This is a genomic window from Actinomyces sp. ZJ308, from assembly GCF_011752065.1.
Taxonomy (GTDB): Bacteria; Actinomycetota; Actinomycetes; order Actinomycetales; family Actinomycetaceae; genus Actinomyces.
Map to the genome: position 1 here is coordinate 29,883 of NZ_JAAIJY010000005.1, position 23,400 is coordinate 53,282.

At 68.1% G+C, this 23,400-nt stretch carries 20 protein-coding genes, 1 tRNA gene and 3 pseudogenes; 12 read left to right on the top strand and 12 right to left on the bottom strand.

The window, feature by feature from the left end; all coding sequences use genetic code 11:
• Positions 1–8 precede the first annotated feature (8 nt).
• Positions 9–2,168 (top strand): bifunctional cytidylate kinase/GTPase Der, encoded by a 2,160-nt coding sequence (gene der, locus HCR68_RS03890; protein ID WP_167146420.1) that lies wholly within the window; start codon positions 9–11, stop codon positions 2,166–2,168.
• A gap of 109 nt (positions 2,169–2,277) precedes the next feature.
• Here the strand turns inward: der and HCR68_RS14425 are convergent, their stop codons facing one another.
• On the bottom strand, positions 2,278–2,400 hold the full coding sequence (locus HCR68_RS14425; protein ID WP_279586963.1) for a hypothetical protein: 123 nt from the start codon (positions 2,398–2,400) through the stop codon (positions 2,278–2,280).
• Between HCR68_RS14425 and HCR68_RS03895 the strand changes: the two are divergent.
• Positions 2,344–3,213, top strand: a pseudogene (locus HCR68_RS03895) (low temperature requirement protein A); the annotation flags it as partial. The gene HCR68_RS14425 and the pseudogene HCR68_RS03895 sit on opposite strands and share 57 nt — an antisense overlap.
• Positions 3,214–3,585: 372 nt before the next feature.
• On the opposite strand, the gene HCR68_RS03900 reads toward HCR68_RS03895, so the two are convergent.
• Positions 3,586–4,083, bottom strand: a complete 498-nt coding sequence (locus tag HCR68_RS03900; protein ID WP_167146423.1) for a VOC family protein — start codon at positions 4,081–4,083, stop codon at positions 3,586–3,588.
• 143 nt (positions 4,084–4,226) lie between these two features.
• Between HCR68_RS03900 and HCR68_RS14525 the strand changes: the two are divergent.
• Positions 4,227–4,448, top strand: a pseudogene (locus HCR68_RS14525) (DUF6597 domain-containing transcriptional factor); the annotation flags it as partial.
• Positions 4,449–4,532: 84 nt separating this feature from the next.
• A complete protein-coding gene (locus tag HCR68_RS14150; protein ID WP_243858921.1) occupies positions 4,533–4,970 on the top strand; it encodes a helix-turn-helix domain-containing protein in 438 nt (145 codons plus the stop codon).
• A 30-nt stretch (positions 4,971–5,000) separates the two neighbouring features.
• On the opposite strand, the gene HCR68_RS03910 is transcribed toward HCR68_RS14150, so the two are convergent.
• Together HCR68_RS03910 and HCR68_RS03915 are read right to left on the bottom strand one after the other, a co-directional pair.
• On the bottom strand, positions 5,001–5,390 hold the full coding sequence (locus tag HCR68_RS03910) for a hypothetical protein (protein WP_167146428.1): 390 nt from the start codon (positions 5,388–5,390) through the stop codon (positions 5,001–5,003).
• 21 nt (positions 5,391–5,411) lie between these two features.
• The gene (locus HCR68_RS03915) at positions 5,412–6,242 is read right to left on the bottom strand and encodes a DNA alkylation repair protein (protein ID WP_243858922.1); all 831 of its coding nucleotides are present in this window, start codon (positions 6,240–6,242) and stop codon (positions 5,412–5,414) included.
• Positions 6,243–6,315: 73 nt separating this feature from the next.
• Between HCR68_RS03915 and pgi the strand changes: the two genes are divergently transcribed.
• From pgi to HCR68_RS03930, 3 genes are read left to right on the top strand one after another with little or no spacing between them, the layout of a single operon-like run.
• Complete coding sequence (gene pgi, locus HCR68_RS03920) at positions 6,316–7,971, top strand: glucose-6-phosphate isomerase (protein WP_167146431.1); 1,656 nt, start codon at positions 6,316–6,318, stop codon at positions 7,969–7,971.
• Positions 7,972–7,975: 4 nt separating this feature from the next.
• Positions 7,976–8,509: a GNAT family N-acetyltransferase gene (locus HCR68_RS03925; protein WP_167146434.1), complete on the top strand. Its 534-nt coding sequence runs from the start codon at positions 7,976–7,978 to the stop codon at positions 8,507–8,509.
• Between the two features lie 48 nt (positions 8,510–8,557).
• On the top strand, positions 8,558–8,857 hold the full coding sequence (locus HCR68_RS03930) for a rhodanese-like domain-containing protein (protein ID WP_167146437.1): 300 nt from the start codon (positions 8,558–8,560) through the stop codon (positions 8,855–8,857).
• On the opposite strand, the gene HCR68_RS03935 is transcribed toward HCR68_RS03930, so the two are convergent.
• From HCR68_RS03935 to zwf, 8 genes are all read right to left on the bottom strand, one after another.
• The gene (locus HCR68_RS03935) at positions 8,844–9,719 is read right to left on the bottom strand and encodes an HAD hydrolase family protein (RefSeq protein WP_167146440.1); all 876 of its coding nucleotides are present in this window, start codon (positions 9,717–9,719) and stop codon (positions 8,844–8,846) included. The genes HCR68_RS03930 and HCR68_RS03935 overlap by 14 nt on opposite strands.
• A 124-nt stretch (positions 9,720–9,843) precedes the next feature.
• Positions 9,844–10,785, bottom strand: coding sequence for a CAP domain-containing protein (locus HCR68_RS03940; RefSeq protein ID WP_167146443.1), 942 nt, complete (start codon positions 10,783–10,785; stop codon positions 9,844–9,846).
• A 473-nt stretch (positions 10,786–11,258) separates the two neighbouring features.
• Positions 11,259–11,335: transfer RNA gene (locus HCR68_RS03945), tRNA-Pro, on the bottom strand.
• A gap of 96 nt (positions 11,336–11,431) precedes the next feature.
• A complete protein-coding gene (locus HCR68_RS03950) occupies positions 11,432–11,869 on the bottom strand; it encodes an RNA-binding S4 domain-containing protein (RefSeq protein WP_167146446.1) in 438 nt (145 codons plus the stop codon).
• 21 nt (positions 11,870–11,890) lie between these two features.
• The gene (locus tag HCR68_RS03955) at positions 11,891–12,952 is read right to left on the bottom strand and encodes an HNH endonuclease family protein (RefSeq protein WP_167146449.1); all 1,062 of its coding nucleotides are present in this window, start codon (positions 12,950–12,952) and stop codon (positions 11,891–11,893) included.
• Between the two features lie 77 nt (positions 12,953–13,029).
• Complete coding sequence (gene pgl / locus HCR68_RS03960) at positions 13,030–13,824, bottom strand: 6-phosphogluconolactonase (protein WP_167146451.1); 795 nt, start codon at positions 13,822–13,824, stop codon at positions 13,030–13,032.
• Positions 13,817–14,785 (bottom strand): glucose-6-phosphate dehydrogenase assembly protein OpcA, encoded by a 969-nt coding sequence (locus HCR68_RS03965; RefSeq protein ID WP_167146454.1) that lies wholly within the window; start codon positions 14,783–14,785, stop codon positions 13,817–13,819. The genes pgl and HCR68_RS03965 overlap by 8 nt, the downstream gene beginning before the upstream one ends.
• Positions 14,782–16,365, bottom strand: coding sequence for a glucose-6-phosphate dehydrogenase (gene zwf, locus HCR68_RS03970; protein ID WP_167146457.1), 1,584 nt, complete (start codon positions 16,363–16,365; stop codon positions 14,782–14,784). Before zwf ends, HCR68_RS03965 begins: the two co-directional genes overlap by 4 nt.
• 432 nt (positions 16,366–16,797) lie before the next feature.
• Between zwf and gndA the strand changes: the two genes are divergently transcribed.
• From gndA to HCR68_RS03995, 5 genes and pseudogenes are all read left to right on the top strand, one after another.
• Positions 16,798–18,273: an NADP-dependent phosphogluconate dehydrogenase gene (gene gndA / locus HCR68_RS03975; protein ID WP_167146460.1), complete on the top strand. Its 1,476-nt coding sequence runs from the start codon at positions 16,798–16,800 to the stop codon at positions 18,271–18,273.
• 61 nt (positions 18,274–18,334) lie between these two features.
• Positions 18,335–21,061 (top strand): annotated as a pseudogene (gene pepN / locus HCR68_RS03980) (aminopeptidase N).
• A gap of 255 nt (positions 21,062–21,316) precedes the next feature.
• Positions 21,317–21,769, top strand: coding sequence for an FHA domain-containing protein (locus HCR68_RS03985; protein WP_167146463.1), 453 nt, complete (start codon positions 21,317–21,319; stop codon positions 21,767–21,769).
• Positions 21,766–22,530, top strand: coding sequence for a MerR family transcriptional regulator (locus tag HCR68_RS03990; RefSeq protein ID WP_208320497.1), 765 nt, complete (start codon positions 21,766–21,768; stop codon positions 22,528–22,530). The genes HCR68_RS03985 and HCR68_RS03990 overlap by 4 nt, the downstream gene beginning before the upstream one ends.
• Before the next feature lie 132 nt (positions 22,531–22,662).
• On the top strand, positions 22,663–23,136 hold the full coding sequence (locus HCR68_RS03995; protein WP_167146709.1) for a hypothetical protein: 474 nt from the start codon (positions 22,663–22,665) through the stop codon (positions 23,134–23,136).
• The last annotated feature ends 264 nt before the right edge of the window (positions 23,137–23,400 follow it).

A 23,400-nucleotide genomic window follows, 5' to 3' on the forward strand; every position in this document is an offset into this window, starting at 1 on the left:
AGGGCACCATGGGAATCGTCGTCGCGATCGACGGACCGAGCGGATCGGGCAAGTCCACCGTCTCACGGCGCGTGGCCGCCACGCTTGGGCTGGCCTACCTCGATACCGGCGCCATGTACCGGGCCGCGGCCTGGTGGTGCGAGCACGAGGGCGTCGACCTGGCCGATGAGGCCGCGGTCGCCGAGGCCGTCGTCGCGATGCCGCTGCACATGGGACTGGATCCTGAGCAGCCCACCTTCACCGTGGCCGGCACCGACGTCTCGGCCGCGATCCGTGACCCGCACATCGCCACCGTCGTCTCGAAGGTCGCCACCAACCTCGAGGTGCGTGCCGAGCTGGCGCGCCGTCAGCGCGACATCATCCGCTTCGAGGCGACCGGGCACACCGGCTCCTTCTCCGAGGGTGCCGGCATCGTCGCCGAGGGTCGTGACATCACCACTGTCATCGCCCCCGACGCCGACGCCCGTCTGCTCGTGACCGCCTCGGAGGAGGCCCGCCTGGCACGCCGGGCCGGGGACCTGGAGGCCGCAGGCAAGCAGGTCGACGCCGACGCCCTGCGCGACCAGGTGGTGCGCCGCGACCGCGACGACTCCACGGTCTCCCAGTTCCTCACCGCGCCCGAGGGCGTCACCCTGGTCGACACCTCGGAGATGACCCTGGAGCAGTCCGTGGAGCGGGTTCTGGACCTGGTCGAGGAGGCTGCCGACGCCGCCGCCCAGCGCGACGCCGAGGAGGACCTGCGGGCCCAGGCCATGCGTGAGGGCCTGGCGGACTACGAGCTCGACGAGGAGGACCTCGCGCTCCTGGAGGCGGACGGCGTCCTCCCGAGCGGTGACCGTACCGAGGCCGGGCTTCCGGTCCTCGCCGTCGTCGGCCGCCCCAACGTGGGTAAGTCCACCCTGGTCAACCGGGTCCTGGGGCGCCGCGAGGCCGTCGTCCAGGACACCCCCGGCGTGACCCGCGACCGGGTCTCCTACCCGGCTGAGTGGGCCGGGCGCCGCTTCACCATCGTTGACACGGGCGGCTGGGAGGTGGACGTGGCCGGCCTCGACGCGGCCGTGGCCACCCAGGCCGAGGTCGCCGTCGAGATGGCCGATGCGGTCCTGCTCGTCGTCGACGCCCAGGTCGGCATCACCGAGACCGACGCCCGGGTGGTCAGAATGCTGCGCCGCAGCGGCAAGCCCGTGGTCCTGGCGGCCAACAAGGTCGACTCGCCGGCGCAGGAGGGGGATGCCGCCGCCCTGTGGAACCTGGGACTGGGCGAGCCCTTCCCCGTCTCAGCCCTGCACGGCCGGGGCAGTGGTGAGGTCCTCGACGCCGTCATGGAGATCCTCCCGGAGGTCTCCGCCGTGGCCACCGCCGCGCCCGAGGACGACCTGCACCGGGTCGCCCTCGTGGGACGGCCCAACGTCGGCAAGTCCTCGCTGCTGAACTCCATCGCGGGCAGGGAGCGCGTGGTCGTCAACGAGACCGCCGGCACCACCCGCGACCCGGTCGACGAGATCATCGAGCTCGACGGACGCCAGTGGGTCTTCGTCGACACCGCCGGGATCCGCCGCCGGGTCAAGCAGTCTCGAGGTGCCGACTACTACGCGGTGCTGCGCACGCAGGGAGCCATCGACAAGGCCGAGGTCGCCGTCGTCCTCCTGGACGCCTCCGAGCCGATCAGCGAGCAGGACGTGCGTGTGATCCAGCAGGTCGTCGACGCCGGGCGTGCTCTGGTCCTGGTCAACAACAAGTGGGACCTGGTGGACGAGGAACGTCAGAAGATGCTCCTGTGGGAGGTCGAGCACGACCTGGCCCACGTCTCCTGGGCCCCCCACATCAACCTGGCCGCCCGCACCGGCTGGCACACCAACCGGCTCGTGCGCGCCCTCGACGCGGCCCTGGAGGGGTGGACCACGCGCGTGCCCACGGGGCGCCTCAACGGCTTCCTGGGGCAGCTGCAGTCCGCGACCCCGCACCCGGTGCGCGGCGGCAAGCAGCCCCGCATCCTCTTCGCCACCCAGGTGCAGGTCGCCCCGCCCAGGATCGTCATCTTCACCACCGGCTTCCTCGACGCCGGCTACCGTCGCTTCATCGAGCGCCGCCTGCGCGAGGAGTTTAGCTTCACCGGAACGCCCATTCAGATCGGGGTACGCGTGCGAGAGAAGCGTCGTCGGCGCTGAGCACCGGTTTGGCGGGTGCGTACCTCCTGCCCGCTGCCAGAAACGAGACCCACGTCAGTAAGGAGAAGGCTTGACCACCCCAGACGCCACCGAGCACCAGCGCAGCGGCTCACTGATCCCGCACCGGGCGGTGGACCCGATCATGCTCTTCTTCGATCTGGTCTATGTCTTCCTGATCACCGAGCTCAACGGCGTCATTCGCGGCGAACCCGGATGGAGGGGGCTGGCTCATGCCGGGATACTGCTGGTCCTCATCTACTGGCAGTGGACGCTGGTGACGGTTCAGTCGAGCCTGCGTGACTCCTCCTCGAGCCGGCACCGATTCGTCATCATGCTCCTCATGATGCTCGCCATCATCAATGCCGTTGCCCTGCCTCAGGCATTCGGAGACAGAGCCCTCGTCTTCGGTGCGGCCTGCTGGGGATCACGCCTGGTCATCACCTTCCTGCTGGCCCGCGGTGAGAACAGCACCGCCTTCCGCATGGACCTGACGTCCAGCCTCGTCCAGGGCCCTCTCATCCTGGGCGGTGCTCTCCTGGGCGGCAACGGCCAGCTCGTGCTGTGGGCCCTCGCCGCGCTGGTCGAGCTCAGTGGCCCCCTGCGCCACAGCAGGTCCATGAGCGCTCAGAGCTACGACGTCGCGAACATCGTGGAACGATTCAGCCTGCTCATCATCGTGGCCCTGGGCGAGACGATCGTGTCCATCACGACGCCCCAGACCGAGCTCGAGCACCTGACCTGGCTTGATGTCACGGCCCTGGCGGCGGCCTTCGTCCTCGTGGGAGGACTGTGGTGGTCCTACTTCCACCACAGCCTGGGGCTGGTCGAGCACTTCATCGGCCGGGCACGTACGCCGTTCCTCGCGGTGCGCAACCTCTTGGTCTACGGTCACCTGCTCCTCGTGGGAGGTCTGATCGCCCTGGCCGTCGGTCTCCACCATGTCATGGCGGAGCCGCTGCACCATGTCCCGATGGAGACCACCGCGCTCCTGTGCGGCGGCGCCGTCATCTTCTTCGCCATGTTCGCGGTCGTGCGTCTGCGTACCGCCCGCAAGATCTACCGGTCCCGCGTCATCGCCAGCGCCTTGTGCCTGGTGCTCATCATCGCAGGCCCCCCACCTGAGCGGAGTGCTCCTGGTCAGTATGCTCGCCCTCATCACGGTGGCGCAGTGCCTCTGGGAGACCCTGGCTCCGACCAGCGCGGGCGTTCCCGACCTCGACGAGCTCGCTGGTCAAGCATCCCAGCGTCGAGTCCCCTAGGTCCTGTTGCGTATGTCCGGGTGGGGGCCGTCCCTCGCCAGTCGCCGATGTTGCGGTCGTACCTTATGTCACGCGTTCGGAGGGGTAAAGGGTACGACCGCGCAGGTGCTCCATCCTACTTTCGCAACAGACCCCAGTGCCGGGCGCCTTGTCTCTCCTCACTGCTCCTTGGCCCAGGCAGCAACGCGGTCGGCGCTCTCCTGCTCCGAGAGGTCCTCGACCCGGGTCATGACCGACCACCGCACGCCGAAGGGATCGCGGATGGAGGCGAACCTGTCCCCGGACACGAAGGTGTCAGGCGATTCCAGCAAGGTCGCGCCGGCGGCGGCAGCCCGCTCAGTGACGGCGTCGACGTCCGGGCAGTACAGGCCGATCGAGTAGCAGACCGGCTCGTCCGACGGGGTTGCAACCAGACCGGACAAGGCGGACGGCTCACCGATCTGGATCCTGCCCTGACCGAAGTCGAGCTCCGCATGGACGACCGCCCCCTCGATCTCGACACTGTCCACGAGGCGCGCCTCGAAGACGTCACGATAGAACCGAAGCGCCCGGTCGGCGCCGTCAATGGCCAGAAACGGCGTGACGCTGGTGAACCCGTGCGGAGTCCCGTTAGTCGTGTACTGACCAGTGGCTCCGGATACATTGCGTGTACTCATGTCAACGACTGTAGGGACGATGAGGCGCCTCCACTTGAAGATCTGCGACAGATTCGCAATGGTGAGGAGCCGTGCCCAAGACGACTGCTGATCAACGGGGGATTCTCTACCCGTCCAGGCTCCCGACCTTTCACCGCGAACCTGTGTCCGAGGCGCTGGCCGACTGTGTCCGTTGGATCTGGATACCGCGCTGGAACCTGCCACCAGGGCGACGAGATCGGCAGGAGGTTCTTCCGTTCCCCGCCTGTAACCTCGTCGTTGAACCGGATGGCGTCACACTGCACGGCCCCACGACGAGCATCTCCCACCGCGAGCTGCAAGGCCAGGGCTGGGCTGTCGGAGCCCTCCTGCGACCTGCCGGGGCAGGTTCCTTGTGCTCACCGTCTCTCCTGCGCGACAGTCATCAGCCTGTCAAGGCTCCTGGTCTACACGCTACGGTGATTGAGGCGATGGCGGAGCCGAACATGGAGAGCGGTGGAAGACGAGCTGCCGACGCGCTCGCTGCATGGGTGGGGAGGCACACCGGGCCGCTGAACGATCTGGCTCTCATGGCCAACGCCATGGAGGACACCGTGGCCTCCGACAGAAGCATTCTGCGAACGGACCGGCTCGCTGGTCGGCTGAGCATCTCCACTCGGAGCCTGCAGCGACTCTCCGAGAGGTACATCGGCCTGACTCCGCTCGCCGTCATCAGACGCTACCGGCTCCAGGAAGCGGCACAGCGGCTCCGTGAGGAGTCCGCACTCACCGTCGCGCAGGTGGCCGCCGAGCTCGGCTACGCCGACCACTCCCACCTGACCGCCGACTTCCGACGGGTCCTGGGCTTCTCACCGAGCTTGTACCGACAACAGACCATCAGGGATCGTCAGGCTCTCAGTGACCGGTAGCGGGTTCAAACCTCGGGCAGCGCCGCCCGATCAATAGAGCATGGAGTGGAAGTTCCACCACGCCGTCAAAGTGTTGAGAGTCAGTATCGTCGTCAGTGCCAGCAATGCGCCGAAGAACTGCGCCCAGAACGTCGTGCGGTGCCGCCGCATCTGGAGGAGCGCCCATACATCGGCCGCAGCCAGCAGGAGGGTCATGACCCCCAGCAACAGGATGGCCGGGTTCTCGTCCACAGCCTCGCGGGTCTGACCGATGCAGTCCGAGGCTGGGATACACGCGGGGAGCTCGTAGGTGTTCTGCCAGCCGGTCGTTGCAATGACGCCCACTGCCAGTGACGCAACCACGACAACCGTCCCGACGTAGGTGAGTGCCAGATGCAGCCATCCGCCTGTTCTATGGAGATCGGCTGACGGGGGTTTCATCGATCAATCATATGGGGTGAGTTACGTTCTCAGTGACCGGTAGTGGGTACGGACCTCGGGGGAGAGCCGCTCGATGGCGTAGCGCAGCATCGTTCGCGGCATGCGTGCGGCGTACCGGTCGAGGAAGTCGACGAGCGAGCCCTCATCCACGCGTTTGCCGGCCTCCCGCAGCATCCAGCCCACAGCCTTGTGGATGAGGTCGTGAGGATCGTCGAGCAACCGCCGGGCGACGGCGTAGGCAGGCCAGTCGGTGCCGGCCCGGGTGGTGGCGAAGGTGGACATGACTGCCACTCGCCGCTCCCACAGGCTGCTGCTCGCGATGAGATCGTCGATCCGGGAGGGCAACCCTGGCGATCCCGCGAGGGGGACCAGGAGCCAGGCACCCACGAGGTGCTCGGCCGAGGTGTCCACCAGGTCCCAGTTGTTGACCAGGTCCCGGCCGACCCAGTCCAGGTACCTCTGCCCCAGATGCTCGCGCCTGGCCAGCGCCTCCTGGATGGCTGGTGCATCAGGATCCTGCTTGGCCCGCCTCGAGCCCAGCAGACGGCCGATTCGCTTGGCCTGGGCTACGGCGACGCACAGCGCGGCCATCCGCTCCTCGTGCCAGGGGCTGGCCACCAGACGCTCCAGTTCGGCGTCGTCGAGGACGGAGCGCTTCGCAACGGCGCGAACCTGCGGCACGGGCACGCCGTGAAAGCGGTCGCCCTCCCCGTAGCCCCCGGGCACGGCGCGCAGGTAGCGGGCGACCTGTGCCGCCTTGGACTCGTCGGCCAGCTCGAGCAGAGCGTCGTGAACGGCGTCGGCAGAGGTGAGAACCGGCTGGCCTCTTGTCGGTGTTTGAGAAACCATCATGAGGACCCCGCAATCCTGAGAACGGTTGGCACCGGAGAGTGGCGCGCGGCTGTGACACCCATAGACTGTAGCCATGCTGAATCCGGTTGACCCCACCACCACGCCCGCCTGGAAGCGCCTCATCGAGCTCCACGACTCCATGACCCCGGACCTGCGCACCTGGTTCGCCGACGATCCCGAGCGCGCCGAACGCTTCTCCTACGAGCTGGGAGACCTCTACGTCGACCTGTCCAAGAACCTGCTGACCGACGACGTCCGCGACGCCCTGACCGAGCTCGCCGTGCAGGTCGATGTTCCGGGCCGCCGTGACGCCATGTACGCCGGCGAGCACATCAACATCACCGAGGACCGCGCCGTTCTCCACACCGCCCTGCGCCGCCCGGCCTCGGACTCCTTGAACGTGGACGGTCAGGACGTCGTCACCGACGTCCACGAGGTCCTGGAGAAGATCTACGCCTTCGCCCGCCGCGTGCGCTCGGGGGAGTGGACCGGCATCACCGGCAAGCCCATCAAGACGGTGGTCAACATCGGTATCGGCGGCTCCGACCTCGGACCGGTCATGGTCTACGAGGCCCTCAAGCCTTATGTGCAGAAGGGCCTCCAGTGCCGCTTCATCTCCAACATCGATCCCACCGACTGCGCGGAGAAGGTCGCGGACCTCGACCCCGAGACGACCCTGTTCATCATCGCCTCCAAGACCTTCACCACCCTGGAGACCCTCACCAACGCCCGCATGGCCCGCGACTGGTTCCTGGCCTCCCTGAAGGCCAAGGGCATCGAGACCGACGGCGCCATCGCCAAGCACTTCGTGGCCGTGTCCACCGCCCTGGACAAGGTCGCCGAGTTCGGCATCGACCCGGCCAACGCCTTCGGCTTCTGGAACTGGGTCGGTGGGCGCTACTCGGTGGACTCCGCCGTCGGCACGGTCCTGGCCGTGGCCATCGGCCCGGAGAGCTTCGCCGACTTCCTCTCCGGCTTCCACACCGTCGACGAGCACTTCGCCACCAAGGCCCCGGCCGAGAACGTCCCCATGCTCATGGGCCTGCTCAACGTCTGGTACGTCAACTTCTTCAAGGCCGGCTCCCACGCCGTCCTGCCCTACGCCCAGTACCTGCACCGCTTCGCCGCCTACCTCCAGCAGCTCACCATGGAGTCCAACGGCAAGTCCGTGCGCTGGGACGGCAGCCCCGTGACCACCGAGACCGGCGAGGTCTTCTGGGGCGAGCCGGGCACCAACGGACAGCACGCCTTCTACCAGCTCATCCACCAGGGCACCCAGCTCATCCCCGCCGACTTCATCGCCGTGGTCAACCCCGCCCATCCCGTCAAGGACGGGGGAGTGGACGTCCACGAGTTGTTCCTGTCCAACTACCTGGCCCAGACCGCAGCGCTGGCCTTCGGCAAGACCGCCGACGAGGTGCGTGCGGAGGGAACTCCTGAGGAGATCGTCCCTGCTCGCGTCTTCGCGGGTAACAGGCCGACCACCTCGATCCTCGCCCCGGCACTGACCCCTGCGGTCGTCGGCCAGCTCATCGCCCTCTACGAGCACATCACCTTCACCCAGGGCATCGTGTGGGGCATCGACTCCTTCGACCAGTGGGGCGTCGAGCTCGGCAAGAAGCTGGCCCTGGAGATCGCCCCCGCCGTTCAGGGAGACGAGGCGGCTCTCAAGAACCAGGACGCCTCCACCCGCGGCCTCATCACCCGCTACCGCGGCCTGCGTCGGTAGCCCGATGTGCAGCGACGGCGACTTAGTCCCGATAGACCCGCACGAAGACGCTCCGCATGTCCACGTGCGTGTGGCGGGTACGGCGGATGCGTCGTGTATCGGCCGCCTGCTGTTCGACTTCAACACCGAGTTCGATACCCCGACGCCGTCGGCGCAGGACCTCACCTCCAGGTTCCAGACGATGCTGGAACGTCAGGACATCCTGGTGCTGTTGGCCGAGGACAGCAGCACTGACAATCCTCGGGCAGAAGGTTTCGCCTACCTCACCTTGCGTCCCACACCTTATGGCGACGGGCCGATCGCTGAGCTCGAGGAGCTCTATGTGCGACCGAACGTGCGCAACCATGGCATCGGTTCCCGGCTGCTCCTGGAGGCGCTGGAACAGGTGAGACAACGGCGTGCGCTTGAGATGCGTATCGGCGTCGATGAGGTCGATCGTGAGGCGCGACGGTTTTATGAGCGGCACGGCTTCTCGAACCTGGAGCCCGGTGACAGCAGCCGGATGCTCTGTTATGTCACCGAGCTGGTGGAACCGTGAGCAGCTGATTCGTTCCGGTGACAACTCACAACCCTTAAGGAGAACACGATGGAGGATATCGGTGTCGACGAGCTGCGTGGGCGGCTCGAGGCGGGGGAGGATCTTGTCGTCCTCGACGTGCGTGAACCCGACGAGGTGGCGCGTTCGGCGATCTCCGGCTCGGTCAACATCTCTCTGGGGCAGGTAGTCGATCGGATGAGCGAGCTCGACCCGGCCAGACCCACTGCAGTCATCTGTGCCGGTGGAGTGCGCTCCGCCAAGGCGATCGAGGCGCTGACCGCGGCCGGCTACGCCGGCGAGCTGGTCAACGTCACCGGCGGCATGAAGGCCTGGCTCAGCCAGCAGTAGTAGGCCGGGAGCGTCGAAGCAGCTCCTCAACCGTGCGCAGTACGCCGTCCTCGGTGTTGGCCGGCGCCGTGAAGGCGGCCGCCGCGTGGATGCCGGGGTGGGCGTTGCGCATGGCGAAGCCCAGGTCCGCATACTCGTAGAGGTCCAGGTCGTTGAGATAGTCCCCGAAGACGGCGGTCTGCTCCGGAAGGATCCCGAGCCTGGCCTGGAGCGCCGCCAGTGCGCGTCCCTTCGAGGCCTGCGGGGACGTCATGTCCAGCCAGTGCAGACCGGACACCATTGTGTGGACATTCGGAACCGCTGCGCTCAGCGCTTGCGAGCTGCCGTCCTCGACGTCGTCGAAGTCGAAGACAGCGACCTTGAGCACCTCATCCAGGGGGGTCGTCATGAGGTCGTCAACGATCTCCAACGCCCCGTAGTAGAGCCGGGCCTGATCCAGGAAGGCGGGGTCGGACCTCTCGATGTAGGCGCACCGTTTGCACGCCACCACGGCGCCGACGTCGTAGCCGGAACTCGCCAGCTCCCGGGCCGTAGCGATGGCGGTCGAGGCGTCCTCGGCACTGATGGTGTCGGAGTGAATCTCCTCGCTCCCGTGGATGACGAGGGCCCCGCTCTCCGCGATGATCGGGGAGTCATCAACGGTATGGCCGAGAACCGCACGAAGGTTGGCCAGCTGCCTGCCCGACGCGGGGACGAAGACGATGCCGGCCTCGCGCATCCGGTCCACGAGCTGGTCCAGCCCGGCAGGAACACGACCGTCACCGTCGATGAGGGTCCCGTCCATGTCTGTGACCACGAGGCGCAGATCGATCTCGGTGGGGAGCGGTGCAAGGAGGTCCGGTTCAAGGGGAAGACGCTTCACCATCTCATCCTCTCAAGGTTGGTGCCTCGATGTGGACAACGACGGGCGCCTGTTGCCCACACACGTCGGTGGGCAACAGGCGCCCGTCAGAGGAACAGCTCGTGCTCTTGGAGCCTCAGCCCAGTCAGCTGGCCTGGCGGCGACGCATGACGAGGAAGGCGCCAGTGCCGAGCAGGCCGGCAGCAAGGACGGCGATGACGATGCTCGGACCGGTGGTGGCCAGCGCGGGCTTCGTCGGAGTGGTGCCGGGAGCCGCGACGGCGGGAGTCGAGGACGGCTTGGCCGGGGTGCCCGTGGCCGTGGTGGTCGTGGTCCCGGTGGTCGCCGTGGTGGCTGGAGCCGACGGCGTCGGCGTGGCCTCAGGGGTGGTCTCCGTGGCCGGAGGGGTGGTCTGAGTGGTGGTGGGAGGCGTGGTCTCCGGGGACGGTGCTGACGGCGTGGTCTCCGGGGTCGGTGCCGGAGTGGTCACCGTGGTGGTGTCCGTCGGCGGGGTGTTGCTGGACGGAGGCGTGTTGCTCGTCGTCGTCGGGGTCAGCGGCGTGTTGCTGGGGTTATAGGCCGCGAAGTTCTGGGTGGCGTACCACTTGCCGCTGGAGGTCTGAGCGAAGCCGATACCGATGGAGTTGACGTTCGGGTCGACCATGTTCTGGTAGTGACCGGGGGAGTTGAGCCACTGGTCGAAGATCAGGGCACCGGTGTCGCCACCAGCAGTACGCCATGCCACGTTCTCAGAGCCCGTGGTCCAGCCAGCCGGGTATGCGGAGGTGAAGTTGGGGCGGTGTTCCATGGTGTCGGTGCTGGCCTGGTGCTCGGACCACTCCTGGGCGACGGAGTCGAGCTCCTGATACCGAGTGACCGGCTGAAGATTCAGGCTGCGGCGAAGCTCATTGACCTTGGTCAGGACGGTGTCGGCGTACTGAGCCCCCTCCGCAGTCACCTGGGCGGGAACCGCCGCGGCAGCGGCTGGTGCACCCTGAGGGGCGGCCGGAGCGGCCAGTGCGGTTGAGGAGACGGTCAGCGGCACGACGGTGAGCGCAGCTGCGGCGATGACGCGCTTGATGTTCATGTGTCGTTCTCTCTGATCGGGGATGTGAGAACACAGTCGGATTCGCAGCAACCGGCTATGAGCCGGTGCGCAGGATGCTGTGAGACACCCTTGATGTTCGGTGTTCACTCAACCACAGTCCCGAGCACCTCGCATGTTATTGGCTTGTGACGTTTCTGACCGTATTTGGCGTCCGGCTGAACTGGAGGGATGGGTGTAGGTGTCGTGCTTTCGTGTGGCTGTGTCAGCAAAAAGTGGGAGTGCATGCTCTGAGAGCCGATGAGCGGCGTCGTTCCAACGTTTACGGGATCGTAATTAACGTATGGGAAGGCAACCGAAGAGAGAAATAAGAATAAATACACCTGATGGTTGTTATTCAAGATGTGGATGTTGTGATATTGACGAGACTGTGGCTGGAAAAACGAAGCAGCCTTGCTGCAAAGATGTATTCGCACATAAAAGATCCGCACCCCGGAAGGTGCGGATCTTTAGTCTGGTCGGGCTGGCGGGATTTGAACCCACGACCCCTTGACCCCCAGTCAAGTGCGCTACCAAACTGCGCCACAGCCCGTTGTCCCGCGGCAACCAGCCGCTCGCAACGAGTAGAACCCTAACCCATCGAGCGGCTCCTTCAGAAATCTGGCAGCGGTGAGGCCGCTCACCCCGGTCAGAGGCGGTCATCCTGATGGCGACCCCCTCCCATGAGCGCGTCGAGCTGGCGTCTCTCCCTCTTCGTGGGTCGTCCGGCGCCCCGGTCCCGGATGACAGCGGCCGGCGCGTCCAAGGGGGACGGGCGAGGAGGAGAGGTGTCGATGTACGCGGTACGAGCGATCGGGGCGCCTACCCGCTTGGTGAGAACACGAGTGACGGTCAGCAGCCGGTCGAAGCCATCGACGCGGTAGCGGACCTCGTCTCCCACCGAGACGTGCTGGGCCGGTTTGACGGTCTCGCCGTTGACACGCACGTGCCCCGCCCTGCAGGCGCTCGTCGCGGCCGAGCGGGACTTGATCTGCCGCACGCTCCACAGCCAGACGTCGATACGAACCGACGCCGGCCCATTGGGACTGCTGCTGGCGCCGGATGCGGGCTGAGAACGAGCTGCCATGGCGGCATCCTAAGCGGAGGGTCAGCGCCGTGCCCTGGATCGGATTCGACGCCGCCGTCCACTGCGCCGTCGGGTGCGACCGCGAACGATGAGTCCCCACCCCAGCACGAGGGCACCCAGGGCGGCCAGCGCTGAATAGGTGGGAGTCCGCCATATGGTGGCCCCCATCTCCCTGGCGGTGCGAGTGGCCTGCTCGGGAAGGGACTCGGCTCCGTCACCGCCGGCGAGGCAGTCGGTCAGGGTGGAGCGCAGGGCCTCCTTGTCGGCCTGCGGAAGGCCGAGCCGATAGGCGCCGGCCACCGAGACGAAACGGCGTGCGTAGGTGCAACGGTAGGAGGCGTTGGCAGGCCACCAGCCACCCGGGCCGGTGGGGCGCCAGCTGCCGGTATCGGTGGAGCCGACGGGGCAGCTCGCCGGACCACAGGCGCCCTTGGCCTGGTTGGCCTCACCGTCGACGGCGACGAGGTTCAGCGGGTCGTTGGCCGATAGCAGACGGGTGCGTTCATCCCACTGCCAGGCGCCGTGAGCGTAGAGGTAGTTCAGCGGTATCACGTGGTCGATCTGGACGGCGGCTGAGGTGTCCTGGCCACGTCTGAAGGCGATCTCCTTGCCGGTGTAGGGATCTTGGAGCGTGCCCGACCAGACGGTGGCGTCGGGGCACACCCCCGCGCCCCGGCCACGTCCCTCCTCGCGGGGCTGAACCCCGTCAGCGCGGGAGTAGTCGGTATCCGTCAGGTCCCGGGCCAGGATCTCGTTACGGGTGTCGCAGCCGTCCCCGTCGACGTCGGTCCACGCCTCGCCGAACCAGCCGGTGCGGGAGCCTCCCTCGCCCCAGGACTGCGCAGCGGGAGCGTCCTCGGGCAGCTGTGACAGCGCCTCGAGAGAGGCGCGGGTGGACAGGATGAAGTCTCCCCGCTGGTCCCACGGCGCCTCGTGAAGGGCGGCAAGCTCGGCGGCCGCGGACTCCTGCGTCGCCGTGTGAGAGGCGTCGTCGGCCAGGACCGGAGAAGCCGCCACAAGGCTCCACATACCGAGTGCGCCAAGAGCACCAAGACGCGTCAGGAACCGGCCGGGGAAGCTCATGGGTCAACGGTAGCCGCCACCTCCGACACGCAGGAGCCCCCGGGCCGGTGACACACAGCAGCAGAGGACCTCGAGCGTCAGACGACGCTGTGGTTCGCGGCGGCCGGCTCATCCAGGTACCAGGTGGTCTGCCGGCCCCGGCAGCACGAGGCGGGCGCCGTGACCACATCGGGAGCGCCCAGTCCCAGACGCACCGCCTCGGCCTTGGCCGCACCGCCGGCCACGACCATGATCCGGCGGGCGCGCTGCAAGACCTCGAAGGTCAGCGAGTAGCGCTCAGGAGGTGGCTTGGGCGAGCTGCGTACGGCCACGGCGGCGATCCCCACCGCGAGTGCGGCGGGGTGCCCCGGAAAGAGTGAGCAGACATGGGCGTCAGGGCCCAGTCCCACATGGACGACGTCGAAGCCCCCACTGGTCAGGCCGGACGCCTCAAGCTCGTGGACCATGCGCGCCGTGGCCTCATCGAGCCCACTGACGTCTTGTGGAGGGGCCAGACGGTGCACCTGAGCCCCTGGGACACCGGCGGCAACCAGCGGCTCGGCCAGCAGGTCGTTGCGCTCCGGGTCTCCAGCGGGCACGAAGCGCTCGTCTCCGAACCACAGGTGGATGCCGTGACGCACCGGCTCGGGCTGGTCGGCAACGAGCGGGGCCAGTGACTCGGCCAGCGCCACCCCGCCGGAGCCGCCCGTCAGGGCCAGGTGGGCAACCCCTCGGTCCGCGACCGCCTCAGCCAGGACCCGGATGGTCTCCTGGCAGGCCAGCTGGGCGGCGTCGCTCAGAGTCGGTGCCACGACGACGGCCGGTTCTGAGGCCGCCGCCGCACCCATCTGGATCTCGGTGATCGCCTGGCCGTCGGCAGTGTCGTCAGTCATTGGCGGGCTCCTCCAGCAAGGTGGCCAGGACCTCCTGGTAGACGAGGTCGGGGGTGAGTCGGCGCAGTTCCTCGTTGAGGGTGCTCACCGGCTCGCGGCGGGCCATCGTCACCGCCTGGGGCTCGGGGGAGCCGGGGCGGGTGATCGTGACCCGCTCCAGGTCGTGACGGGCGATGATGATGTCGCCGTCGTCGGTCCTGGCGGTGATCGACGAGATGCCCTTGAAGCCCTCCTCATCGACCCGTTCCACAGGGACGTCCAGCCGTAGCCGCAGCCAGGCGATCATGAGAGAGAGCGAGGAGTTACGGGGCTCGCCGGCCACGACCACCTCACGCAGCCTGCCCGAGCGAAGGATCGGGTCCAGGGTGGAGGCCACCATGGCGCGCCACAGGGTGATCCGGGTCCAGGCCAGGTCGATGTCTCCGCGCACGCTCACCGGCGCCAGCTCCCGCAGCGCCCTGGCCGGGAAGGCCTGTGCGGGAGTGTTGGTGATGCGGGTGGAGCCCAGGCGCCCCAACGGGTCCTGCGAGGGGACCTCGGGGACGGTCGTCGGCCACCACACGACCACCGGTGCCTCGGGCAGGAGGAAGGGGACCACCAGCGTGTCGGTGTGCAGCGCCGCCTCGTCCCAGGGACGCAGGACCAGCGTCTCGCCGGCACCGGCGTCGTGTCCGACGCGGATCTCGGCGTCCAGGTGCCCGCCCGCCTGAGCGGAGACGTGCCCGTCGCGGCTGCGCGCAGTCGACCGGTCGGTGTCCTCGGCAGCCGGCTTGACGACGGCGATGACCCGGCTCGGGTGGTCCCGGCTGGCTCCGTGCGCGGCGCACAGCGCCTCCTCGAGTCCCTCCTCGTCCGTGGAGATGACGAGTGTCAGCACCCGGGAGGACCCGGATGTGCCCTCGTGCTCCAACAGGTGGGAGACGATCCGGGAGGTGGTCGTTGCGGTCAGCGTGGTGATCATGAGCGCCTCCAGGTGCGGCCGTCGCGGGCAAGGAGTTCATGGGCACTGGCCGGTCCCCAGGAACCGGGGCGGTAGTCCTCGGGACCTCCTCCGCCGCTCCAGTGCTCGATGACGGGGTCCAGGATGCGCCAGGACAGGTCGACCTCGCGCTGGTGGGGGAACAGCGGTGCGTCGCCCAGGAGCGCGTCGAGGATGAGGCGCTCGTAGGCCTCCGGCGACTCCTCGTTGAAGGTGGCGCCGTAGCCGAACTCCATGGAGACGTCGCGCAGCTCCATCTGGGTGCCGGGCACCTTGGAGGCCAGCCGCAGCGTGATGCCCTCATCGGGCTGGATCCGCAGCACGATCGTGTTGGCGCCCACGGCAGTGGTGGCTGCCGACTCGAAGGGCAGGAACGGAGGCTGCTTGAAGACGACCGCCACCTCGGTCACCCGGCGGGTGAGGCGCTTGCCGGCACGCAGGTAGAACGGCACCCCGGCCCAGCGGCGGTTGGCGATCTCCAGGCGCAGGGCGGCGAAGGTCTCGGTCCGGGAGTCGGAGGCGACACCGTCCTCCTCCAGGTAGCCCCGTACAGGCAGTCCTCCCTGGAAGCCCGCCTCATAGCGCCCCCGTGCAGTGGTGAGGTCCAGGTCCAGCACCCCGTCGCGCTCCAGGCGCACGCAGTCGAGAACCTTCTCCTTCTCCAGGCGGATAGCAGCCGCGTCCATGCTGGTGGGCTCCTCCATGGCGGTCAGCGCCAGGAGCTGGAGCAGATGGTTCTGGATGACGTCGCGTGCCGAGCCGATGGTGTCGTAGTACCCGGCCCGGGTGCCGATACCGATGTCCTCGGCCATCGTGATCTGGACGTGGTCCACGTAACGCTGGTTCCACAGCGGCTCGAACATCGTGTTGGCGAACCGCAGCGCCAGGATGTTCTGCACCGTCTCCTTGCCCAGGTAGTGGTCGACCCGGAAGACGTCGTCGGGACGCACGATCCTTCCCACAAGGGCGTCGAGCTCGCGGGCGCTGGTGCGGTCGTGCCCGAAGGGCTTCTCGATGACGACGCGCCGCCAGGCGTCGGCCGACTCCTCCACGAGCCCGGAACGGGCGATCCGCTCGGTCACGGCCGGGAACCAGCCCGGAGGGATCGACAGGTAGAAGGCGCGGTTCCCCCGGGTGCCGCGGGTGGCGTCGAGGTCATCGACGACGCGGGTGAGCTGCTCGTAGGCGGCATCATCCTCGAAGGAGCCGAACTCCACGAAGCGCATCCCCGCGGCCAGCTGCTCCCAGATCGCGGGGCGCCACGGGGTGCGGGCGCCGGCGCGAGCGGCCTTCTCCACGTACTCGCGCAGGTCGTCGTCGGACCAGGATCGTCGCCCCACCCCCACCAGCGAGAAGCTGGGGGAGAGCAGGCCGCGGTTGGCCAGGTCGTAGATGGCGGGCAGGAGCTTGTGGCGCGCGAGGTCACCGGTGATGCCGAACATCACCAGGACGCAGGGATCGGCGATGCGCGGCAGGCGAAGATCGCGGGCGTCGAGAAGCGGGTTGGCTGCTCGCGCGGGCCGCGACAGCGGTAGTGGAGTCGCAGAGTCGGAGCTGGACACGTCAGCCTTTCTGAGAATCGACAAACGGTGGAGACTGCGTCAGCAGACTTTCGGCAAGTCGCCGTGGTCCGCTGGGGCCTGGTCGGCCGCCGCAGAGGCCGAGGGGCTGTGCGGGCCGACTGTCGCCGACTGTCACTGTAACGTGCCTGCTGAGGACTCGCCTGGGAGGGACAGGCCCACCGTGAGCCCGGGTGAGCCTTTGCACTATGTCGGGGGAGCGCCTGAACCACGGACGATCTTCGTGCACGAGGCCCGGACGCGGTAGGGTCGATGACGTTGACAGGTGCCGGTTGGTACCCGCCGGCGTCTGGACCCGGATCGCCGTCGCATCGGCCTCGCCTCGCAGGCCGCAACCAGCATCCCCGTATCGTCCGGTACCACCTCTTGGAATCGCAGGGCTGTCACAGGCCTGTCGCACACGAAAGGACCTCCATGAGCAGCTTCACCCCCGCACCAGCCACAGCCGACCTCGGTGTCTTCGGGCTGGGGGTGATGGGAGCCAACCTGGCCCGCAACCTGGCTCGTCACGGTCACTCGGTCGCCGTCTTCAACCGTACGCTCGCCCGCACCGAGCGGCTCATCGAGCGCTACGGCTCGGAGGGCGACTTCGTGCCCGCGGCCGACCTGAAGGACTTCGTGTCCTCCCTGCGCACCCCCCGCGTGGCCATCATCATGGTCCAGGCCGGGGCCGCCACCGAGGCGGTCATCGAGGAGCTCGCCGAGCTCATGGAGCCCGGTGACATCATCGTCGACGCCGGCAACACCTTCTACACCGACACCCGCCGCCGTGAGGAGTCCCTGCGCGAGCGCGGACTGCACTTCGTGGGGATGGGCGTCTCCGGCGGTGAGGAGGGGGCGCTCAACGGTCCCTCGATCATGCCCGGCGGCACTGATGACTCCTACAAGCGCCTGGGGCCGATGCTGGAGTCCATCTCCGCCCACGTCGACGGCGTCCCCTGCTGCACCCACGTGGGTCCCGACGGCGCCGGCCACTTCGTCAAGATGGTCCACAACGGCATCGAGTACGCCGACATGCAGCTCATCGCCGAGGCCTACGACCTGCTGCGCCACGTCGGCGGGTTCACCGTCCCCGAGATCGCCGAGGTCTTCCGTTCCTGGAAGGACTCCGAGCTCGACTCCTACCTCATCGACATCACCACCGAGGTCCTCTCCCACACCGACGCCGCCACCGGGGAGCCGTTCGTCGACGTCGTCGTGGACGCCGCCGGTCAGAAGGGCACCGGGGTGTGGACCACCCAGACGGCCCTCGAGCTGGGAGTGGCCGTGCCCGCCATCGCCGAGGCCACCTTCGCCCGTGCCGTCTCCTCAGCCGGCGCCGCCCGAGCCGCCGTCCAGGCCGCCGACATCGCTCCGGGCACCTCGGCCCCGACCCTGGCGGGCCCCGAGGAGCGACGCGCCTTCGTCGACGCCGTCAGGCAGGCCCTCTACGGCTCCAAGATCGCAGCCTATGCGCAGGGCTTCGACGAGATCGCCACTGCCTCGCTGCAGTTCGGCTGGAACATCGACCTGGGCGCCATGGCCCGCATCTGGCGGGGCGGCTGCATCATCCGGGCCCGCTTCCTGGACGACATCACCCGCGCCTACGACGAGGACCCGAACCTGGCCAGCCTTCTGACGGCGCCGGTCTTCGCCTCCTCCCTGGCCAAGGTGCTGCCCGCCTGGCGCCAGGTGGTGGCCACCTCCGCCACGTCCGGCGTTCCGGCTCCGGCCTTCGCCTCCTCACTCGCCTACGTCGACCAGCTGCGCTCCCCGCGCCTGCCGGCGGCCCTCATCCAGGGGCAGCGCGACTTCTTCGGCTCCCACACCTACCACCGCACCGACGACGTCGAGGGCGTCTACCACACGCTGTGGGCCACGCCGGAGCGCACCGAGGAGAAGTGGAGCTGAGGCTCGACCAGGCAGTCATCTGGACCCATATGGACCGCCTCCCGTCGGTGGATGCCCCAACATGACGACCTCCGCACCCGCTCGCTCGGACAGCCCCACGAATCTGCGTCACGAGGAGGCCTCCTGGCGGGCCTCGGTGTGCCAGATGACCTCCAGCCACGTGGCCATCGACGTCACCACGGCAACCAGTCCCCGGGAGACGGCCTTCAGCGTTCGTTGCCTGATGCGGCTGCGCATCGGGCAACGAGCCGAAGGCCTCTGGGTGGACTTCGTGGGGCAGTCGGTCGACTCGCTCAGCGTCGACGGGCAGCGGGTCGCGGCGGCCTGGGACGGAGCCCGTATCGCCCTGCCGGTCATGGAGCCGGGCGAGCACGCGGTGGAGATCGAGGCACGCGGCCTCTACTCCAACTCGGGTCAGGGGCTGCACCGCTTCCACGACCCGGTTGACGGCGCCACCTACCTCTACACCCACTTCGAGCCCTCCGACGCCCGTAGGGCCTGGCCGGTCATGGAGCAGCCGGACCTCAAGACCTGCTTCTGCCTGGAGGTCACCCACCCGCGCGGCTGGACGGTCATGTCCAACACCCGTGCGGTGGCAACCGGCTCAGGCGCCCGCGTAACGGCGGGCGCCGACAGTGTTGCGGACAGTGCTGAGACGGATAGCGGCGTCGAGGTGACCTCCTTCGCCCCCTCAGAGCCTCTGCCCAGCTACCTCACCGTGCTGGCGGCCGGCCCCTGGCACCGGGTGACCGGCCAGTGGAGCTCCCCGAGCCGTCAGGGCCTGACGATCCCCCTGTCATGGTCCTGCCGGTCCAGCCTGGCCGAGCACCTCGACGCTGCCGAGCTGCTCGATGTCACCCGTGCAGGCCTGGACCTCTACGACCGGGCCTACCGCTACGGCTTCCCCTGGGACTCCTAGGACAGCGTGCTCGTCCCGGAGTACAACCTGGGCGCCATGGAGAACCCCGGCTGCGTCACCTTCAACGAGGACCTCTACCTCTTCCGCGGACCGGTCACCCGTTCCCAGAGAGCCGGACGCGCCAACACGATCCTCCACGAGATGTGCCACATGTGGTTCGGCGACCTCGTCACTCCCACCTGGTGGGAGGACACCTGGCTCAAGGAGTCCTTCGCCGACCACCAGGGCACCTGGGCCGAGGCCGAGGCGGCGGGCTACACCGAGGCGTGGGTGAGCTTCGCCTCCACCCGCAAGGCCTGGGCCTACCTGGAGGACTCCCGGCCGGCCACCACCCACCCCATCGTGGCGCAGGTCGACGACGTCGAGGCCGCCCGCCAGGCCTTCGACGGCATCACCTACGCCAAGGGCGCCGCCGTTCTCAAGCAGCTCGTCGCCTACGTCGGCCATGAGGCCTTCCTGGAGGCCTCCGGGCTTCTCTTCGAGCGCCGCGCCTACGGCAACGCCACCCTGGACGACTTCCTGCAGGTGCTCTCACGGGTCTCAGGCCGCGACATGCAGGACTGGGCCCGAGCCTGGCTCCGCACCGCAGGGCCCTCCGTCATCACCGACGAGCTGATCACCCACGAGGGGCGGATCGCCTCGCTGACCCTCCGCCAGGAGGGAACCGATCTGGCCACAGGAGCGCCGGTTCTGCGCCCGCACACGCTCGTGGTCGGGCTGTACTCCTTCGGCGAGGACGGCGCGCTGGTGCGTACCCACCGGCTGCCGGTGACCCTGGAGACCGAGCGGCTCGAGATCACTGAGGCTGAGGGGCTGCCCGCTCCCGACGTCGTCCTGGTCAACGACGAGGACCTCACCTACGCCGTCGTGCGGCCAGATGACGCCTCCCTGTCCCGCCTCGCCGCCTGTCTCGGATCCCTCCGAGACCCCATGGCCCGGTCGCTGGCCTGGTCGATGCTGCACAACCTTCTGCGCGACGCGGTCATTGGCGCACCACTGTTCGTGGAGACCGTCCTGGCCCATGCCGACGACGACACCGAGCCGGGCACCCTGGCCACACTGCTGAACCAGGCCCTGCGAGCCGCCTGCCGATACACCGGTCCATGCATGCGTCGCACGCTCCTGGACAGGCTCCTCGCCGATGACCCGGCAGGGCACCCGAAGGGATCGAAACCCGCTTGCATGCATGGTGGCTGGGGCAGGCTTCGCGGCGCCGCACCGGGCTCGGACGTGCAGCTCGTGCGCGCCCGTGCCTGGCTGGAGGCCGCGGGACAGGCGCGGCTGGTCGGTGAGGAGCAGCAGGCCCAGGCGGTGGCCCGTATCCGTGAGATGCTGAGCGGCGACCTTCCCGGCCTGGAGCTGGACGCCGATCTGCGATGGCGGGCGCTGACGGCCTTGGCGCGGTTGGGGGCCGTCGACCCCGACGAGCTCGACGTGCAGCGTGAGGCGGATCCCACGGCCAGCGGCATCACCCACCACCTGAGGGCTTCCAGCTCGCTGCCCCGCAGGGGGCTCAAGGAGGAGGTCCTCGGCCGGCTCCTCCACGATACTGCTTTGAGCAACGACCACATCGACGCCCTCATCGCGGGCTTCGCAGTCGACGCCCACCGTGAGCTGACCGCCCCGTTCACCACCAGCTACCTCCAGGAGCTTCAGAGGATGTGGTCCGAGCGCGGTCAGGAGATCGCCACACGGCTGGTGACGGGGTTGTTCCCCGCCTGCGGGGACGAGGCCGATGCGCAGGCCGTCGAGGACTGGCTCGATACCCATCCCGAGGCGCCGCCGGCTCTGCGTCGGCTGCTCCTCAAGAGCCTCGACGACCTACGCCGTGCTCTCACCGCCCGTCGTGTCGCCTCGGCGTCGCCCTGAGAAACGAGTCCTCCCCTGAGTTATGAGACCTTCGTCCTAGCCTGAGCAACATCAGTGGATCCCGTGACCGGTCCGAGACATGTATTCGGTGCTCATGATCACCCTGAGGGGTTGGCTGAGGGCGGACAGTGGGTAGGCTTCTCGCCATTCGCGGCAAGCCATGTCGTGGTGTTGACTCGACGTCAGTGCAACGAACGGTATGGTGGTGCGTGAGGCGGCGCAACGGGCGCCGCAACGAACCGAGGGGCAGGAATAATGTCGAGCAGTCCGATCGAGCAGGATCCCTCCTCCACCCAGACCTTCGGGGTTGCCGATGTCGTCAACTCAGTGGAATCCCCGGTGGTGGGGCTGAGCCAGCAGGACGCCGCCGCGATCGCTGCCCTACCGTCGGGAACGGCGCTTCTCCTCGTCCACCACGGGCCGACCACCGGCGCGCGCTTCCTGCTGGATGCCGAGGAGACAACCGTGGGACGCCATCCGCGTGCCGACATCTTCCTCGACGACGTCACCGTCTCCAGGAAGCACGCGGTCTTCTCCTCCCTGCCCGACGGCGGCTACGGCGTCCGTGACTCCGGTTCCCTCAACGGCACCTATGTCAACCGCACACGCGTCGAGCAGGTGGCCCTCCGCTCCGGTGATGAGGTCCAGATCGGCAAGTACCGGATGACCTACCACCCCGGCCCCCAGGGCGGAGCCGCGTCTCGGTGAGCGCCGCAACCGCACGAAGCAAGAAGCGAGACGCCCCCTCCTCCTTGCTTGAGGGCTCCGGGCGCGCGGCCGGCGGAAGCTGGCCCCGCGGCATCTCTCGAGAGCCGGCGATGAAGATCGGACAGGTGGTGGATCTCCTCAAGGTGGAGTTCCCGGCCCTGTCGATCTCCAAGGTCCGCTATCTCGAGGGGGAGGGGCTCATCAGGCCCCACCGCGTCGGAAACGGGTACCGTCGCTACTCGCAAGCCGACCTGGAGCGCCTGCGCTACGCCTTGGCGGTGCAACGAGACGAGTATCTTCCCCTGCACGTCATTCGTGACCGTCTGGCGCGTCTGGACGCTGACGCCGGGGCTCCCGCACCTCAGCCTGTCGCCCGGGTCGTCGCCCGTGACGGCCAGATCGTCGATGACGGGCCCATGGATCTGGAGGCGCTCCTGACCCACTCCGGTGCCAGCGAGTCGCAGATCGAGGAGCTCGTCGCCGTCGGACTCATCAGCCCCGATGTTCGCGGCCGTTACAGCCAGCAGAACCTGAGAACCGTGCGCCTGGCCCTGGAGATCACCCGCAAGGGCGTACCGCTGCGCAACCTGCGCGCGGTGCGTGCCTCGGCCGAGCGCGAGGCGGACACCATCGACCAGGCGGTGGCTCCTCGCCGGTCCCGGTCTCGCAGCGCCGGTGAGGAGACGGCACGGGAGCTGGCCGAGCTCGTCGCGGACCTGCACACAATCCTGCTGCGCCGTGCCGTCGACGCACTGGGGTGACGACGTGCTTGCGAGAGCGCCCCAGTGCTGGTGCTCGGGCAGAGCCGGGTGTCGACGAAAGTCAGCACCCGTCGTATGCGTGTTCCCGGGACAGGGGTGAGCGCCGCCCCTTAGGGTTGAGGCGTGCCATTGATGCAGTTGGTGGGCGTCAGGTCCACCAATCCTGATGACGGCCTGGTCGCTGTCCTCGTGGAGGACGGTGGACCGGCGATGCTGGCGATTCCGGTGACGCCGCACGAAGGGCTGGTGCTGCACGCCCACGGCTCATATCGGTCGCCGACCTGGCCCAGGCTCCTCGATGACGTCGTCGAGGCCCTGGGCGGGCGCATCGGGCGCACTGAGCTGGACGTCGACGACGATGCCCGCATCGTCGCCAGGCTCGTCGTCGAGCTACCCGCACATGAGGACAAGGTGACGACGGTTCCCTGCACTCCGGGCGAGGGGCTCCTCCTGAGTGGTTACCACCAGCTGCCGGTGCACGCCAGCAGCTCGCTGACGCGTTTGAGGGCCGTCGATCTCAGCGATGACCAGGGGGCCGAGAGGCTCGCGCAGTGGCGACGAATGCTGTCCGAGACCACTGACCTCACTGACGACACGCGGGACTGATGTGACTCGTGTGACTAGAGTTGTGATCTATAACACTATCGATCGGTCGCGCTGAGGTGATGAAACGGCGCTGTCGCGGGGAATTGTCGACTCTTCGAGCAGGATGCTCGACCTCACCTAGAGATTCATGCCTGACGGCACATCGAGATCGGGCGTGCCCTTCGTTGAGCATCGCCCCAACTGGCCCTATCGTGGAGCCGTGGCCGCACGAGGCGAGCCGCCGCGTCGGTCTCAGACGCGTCTTCTTCCGGTGACAGGAGCAGC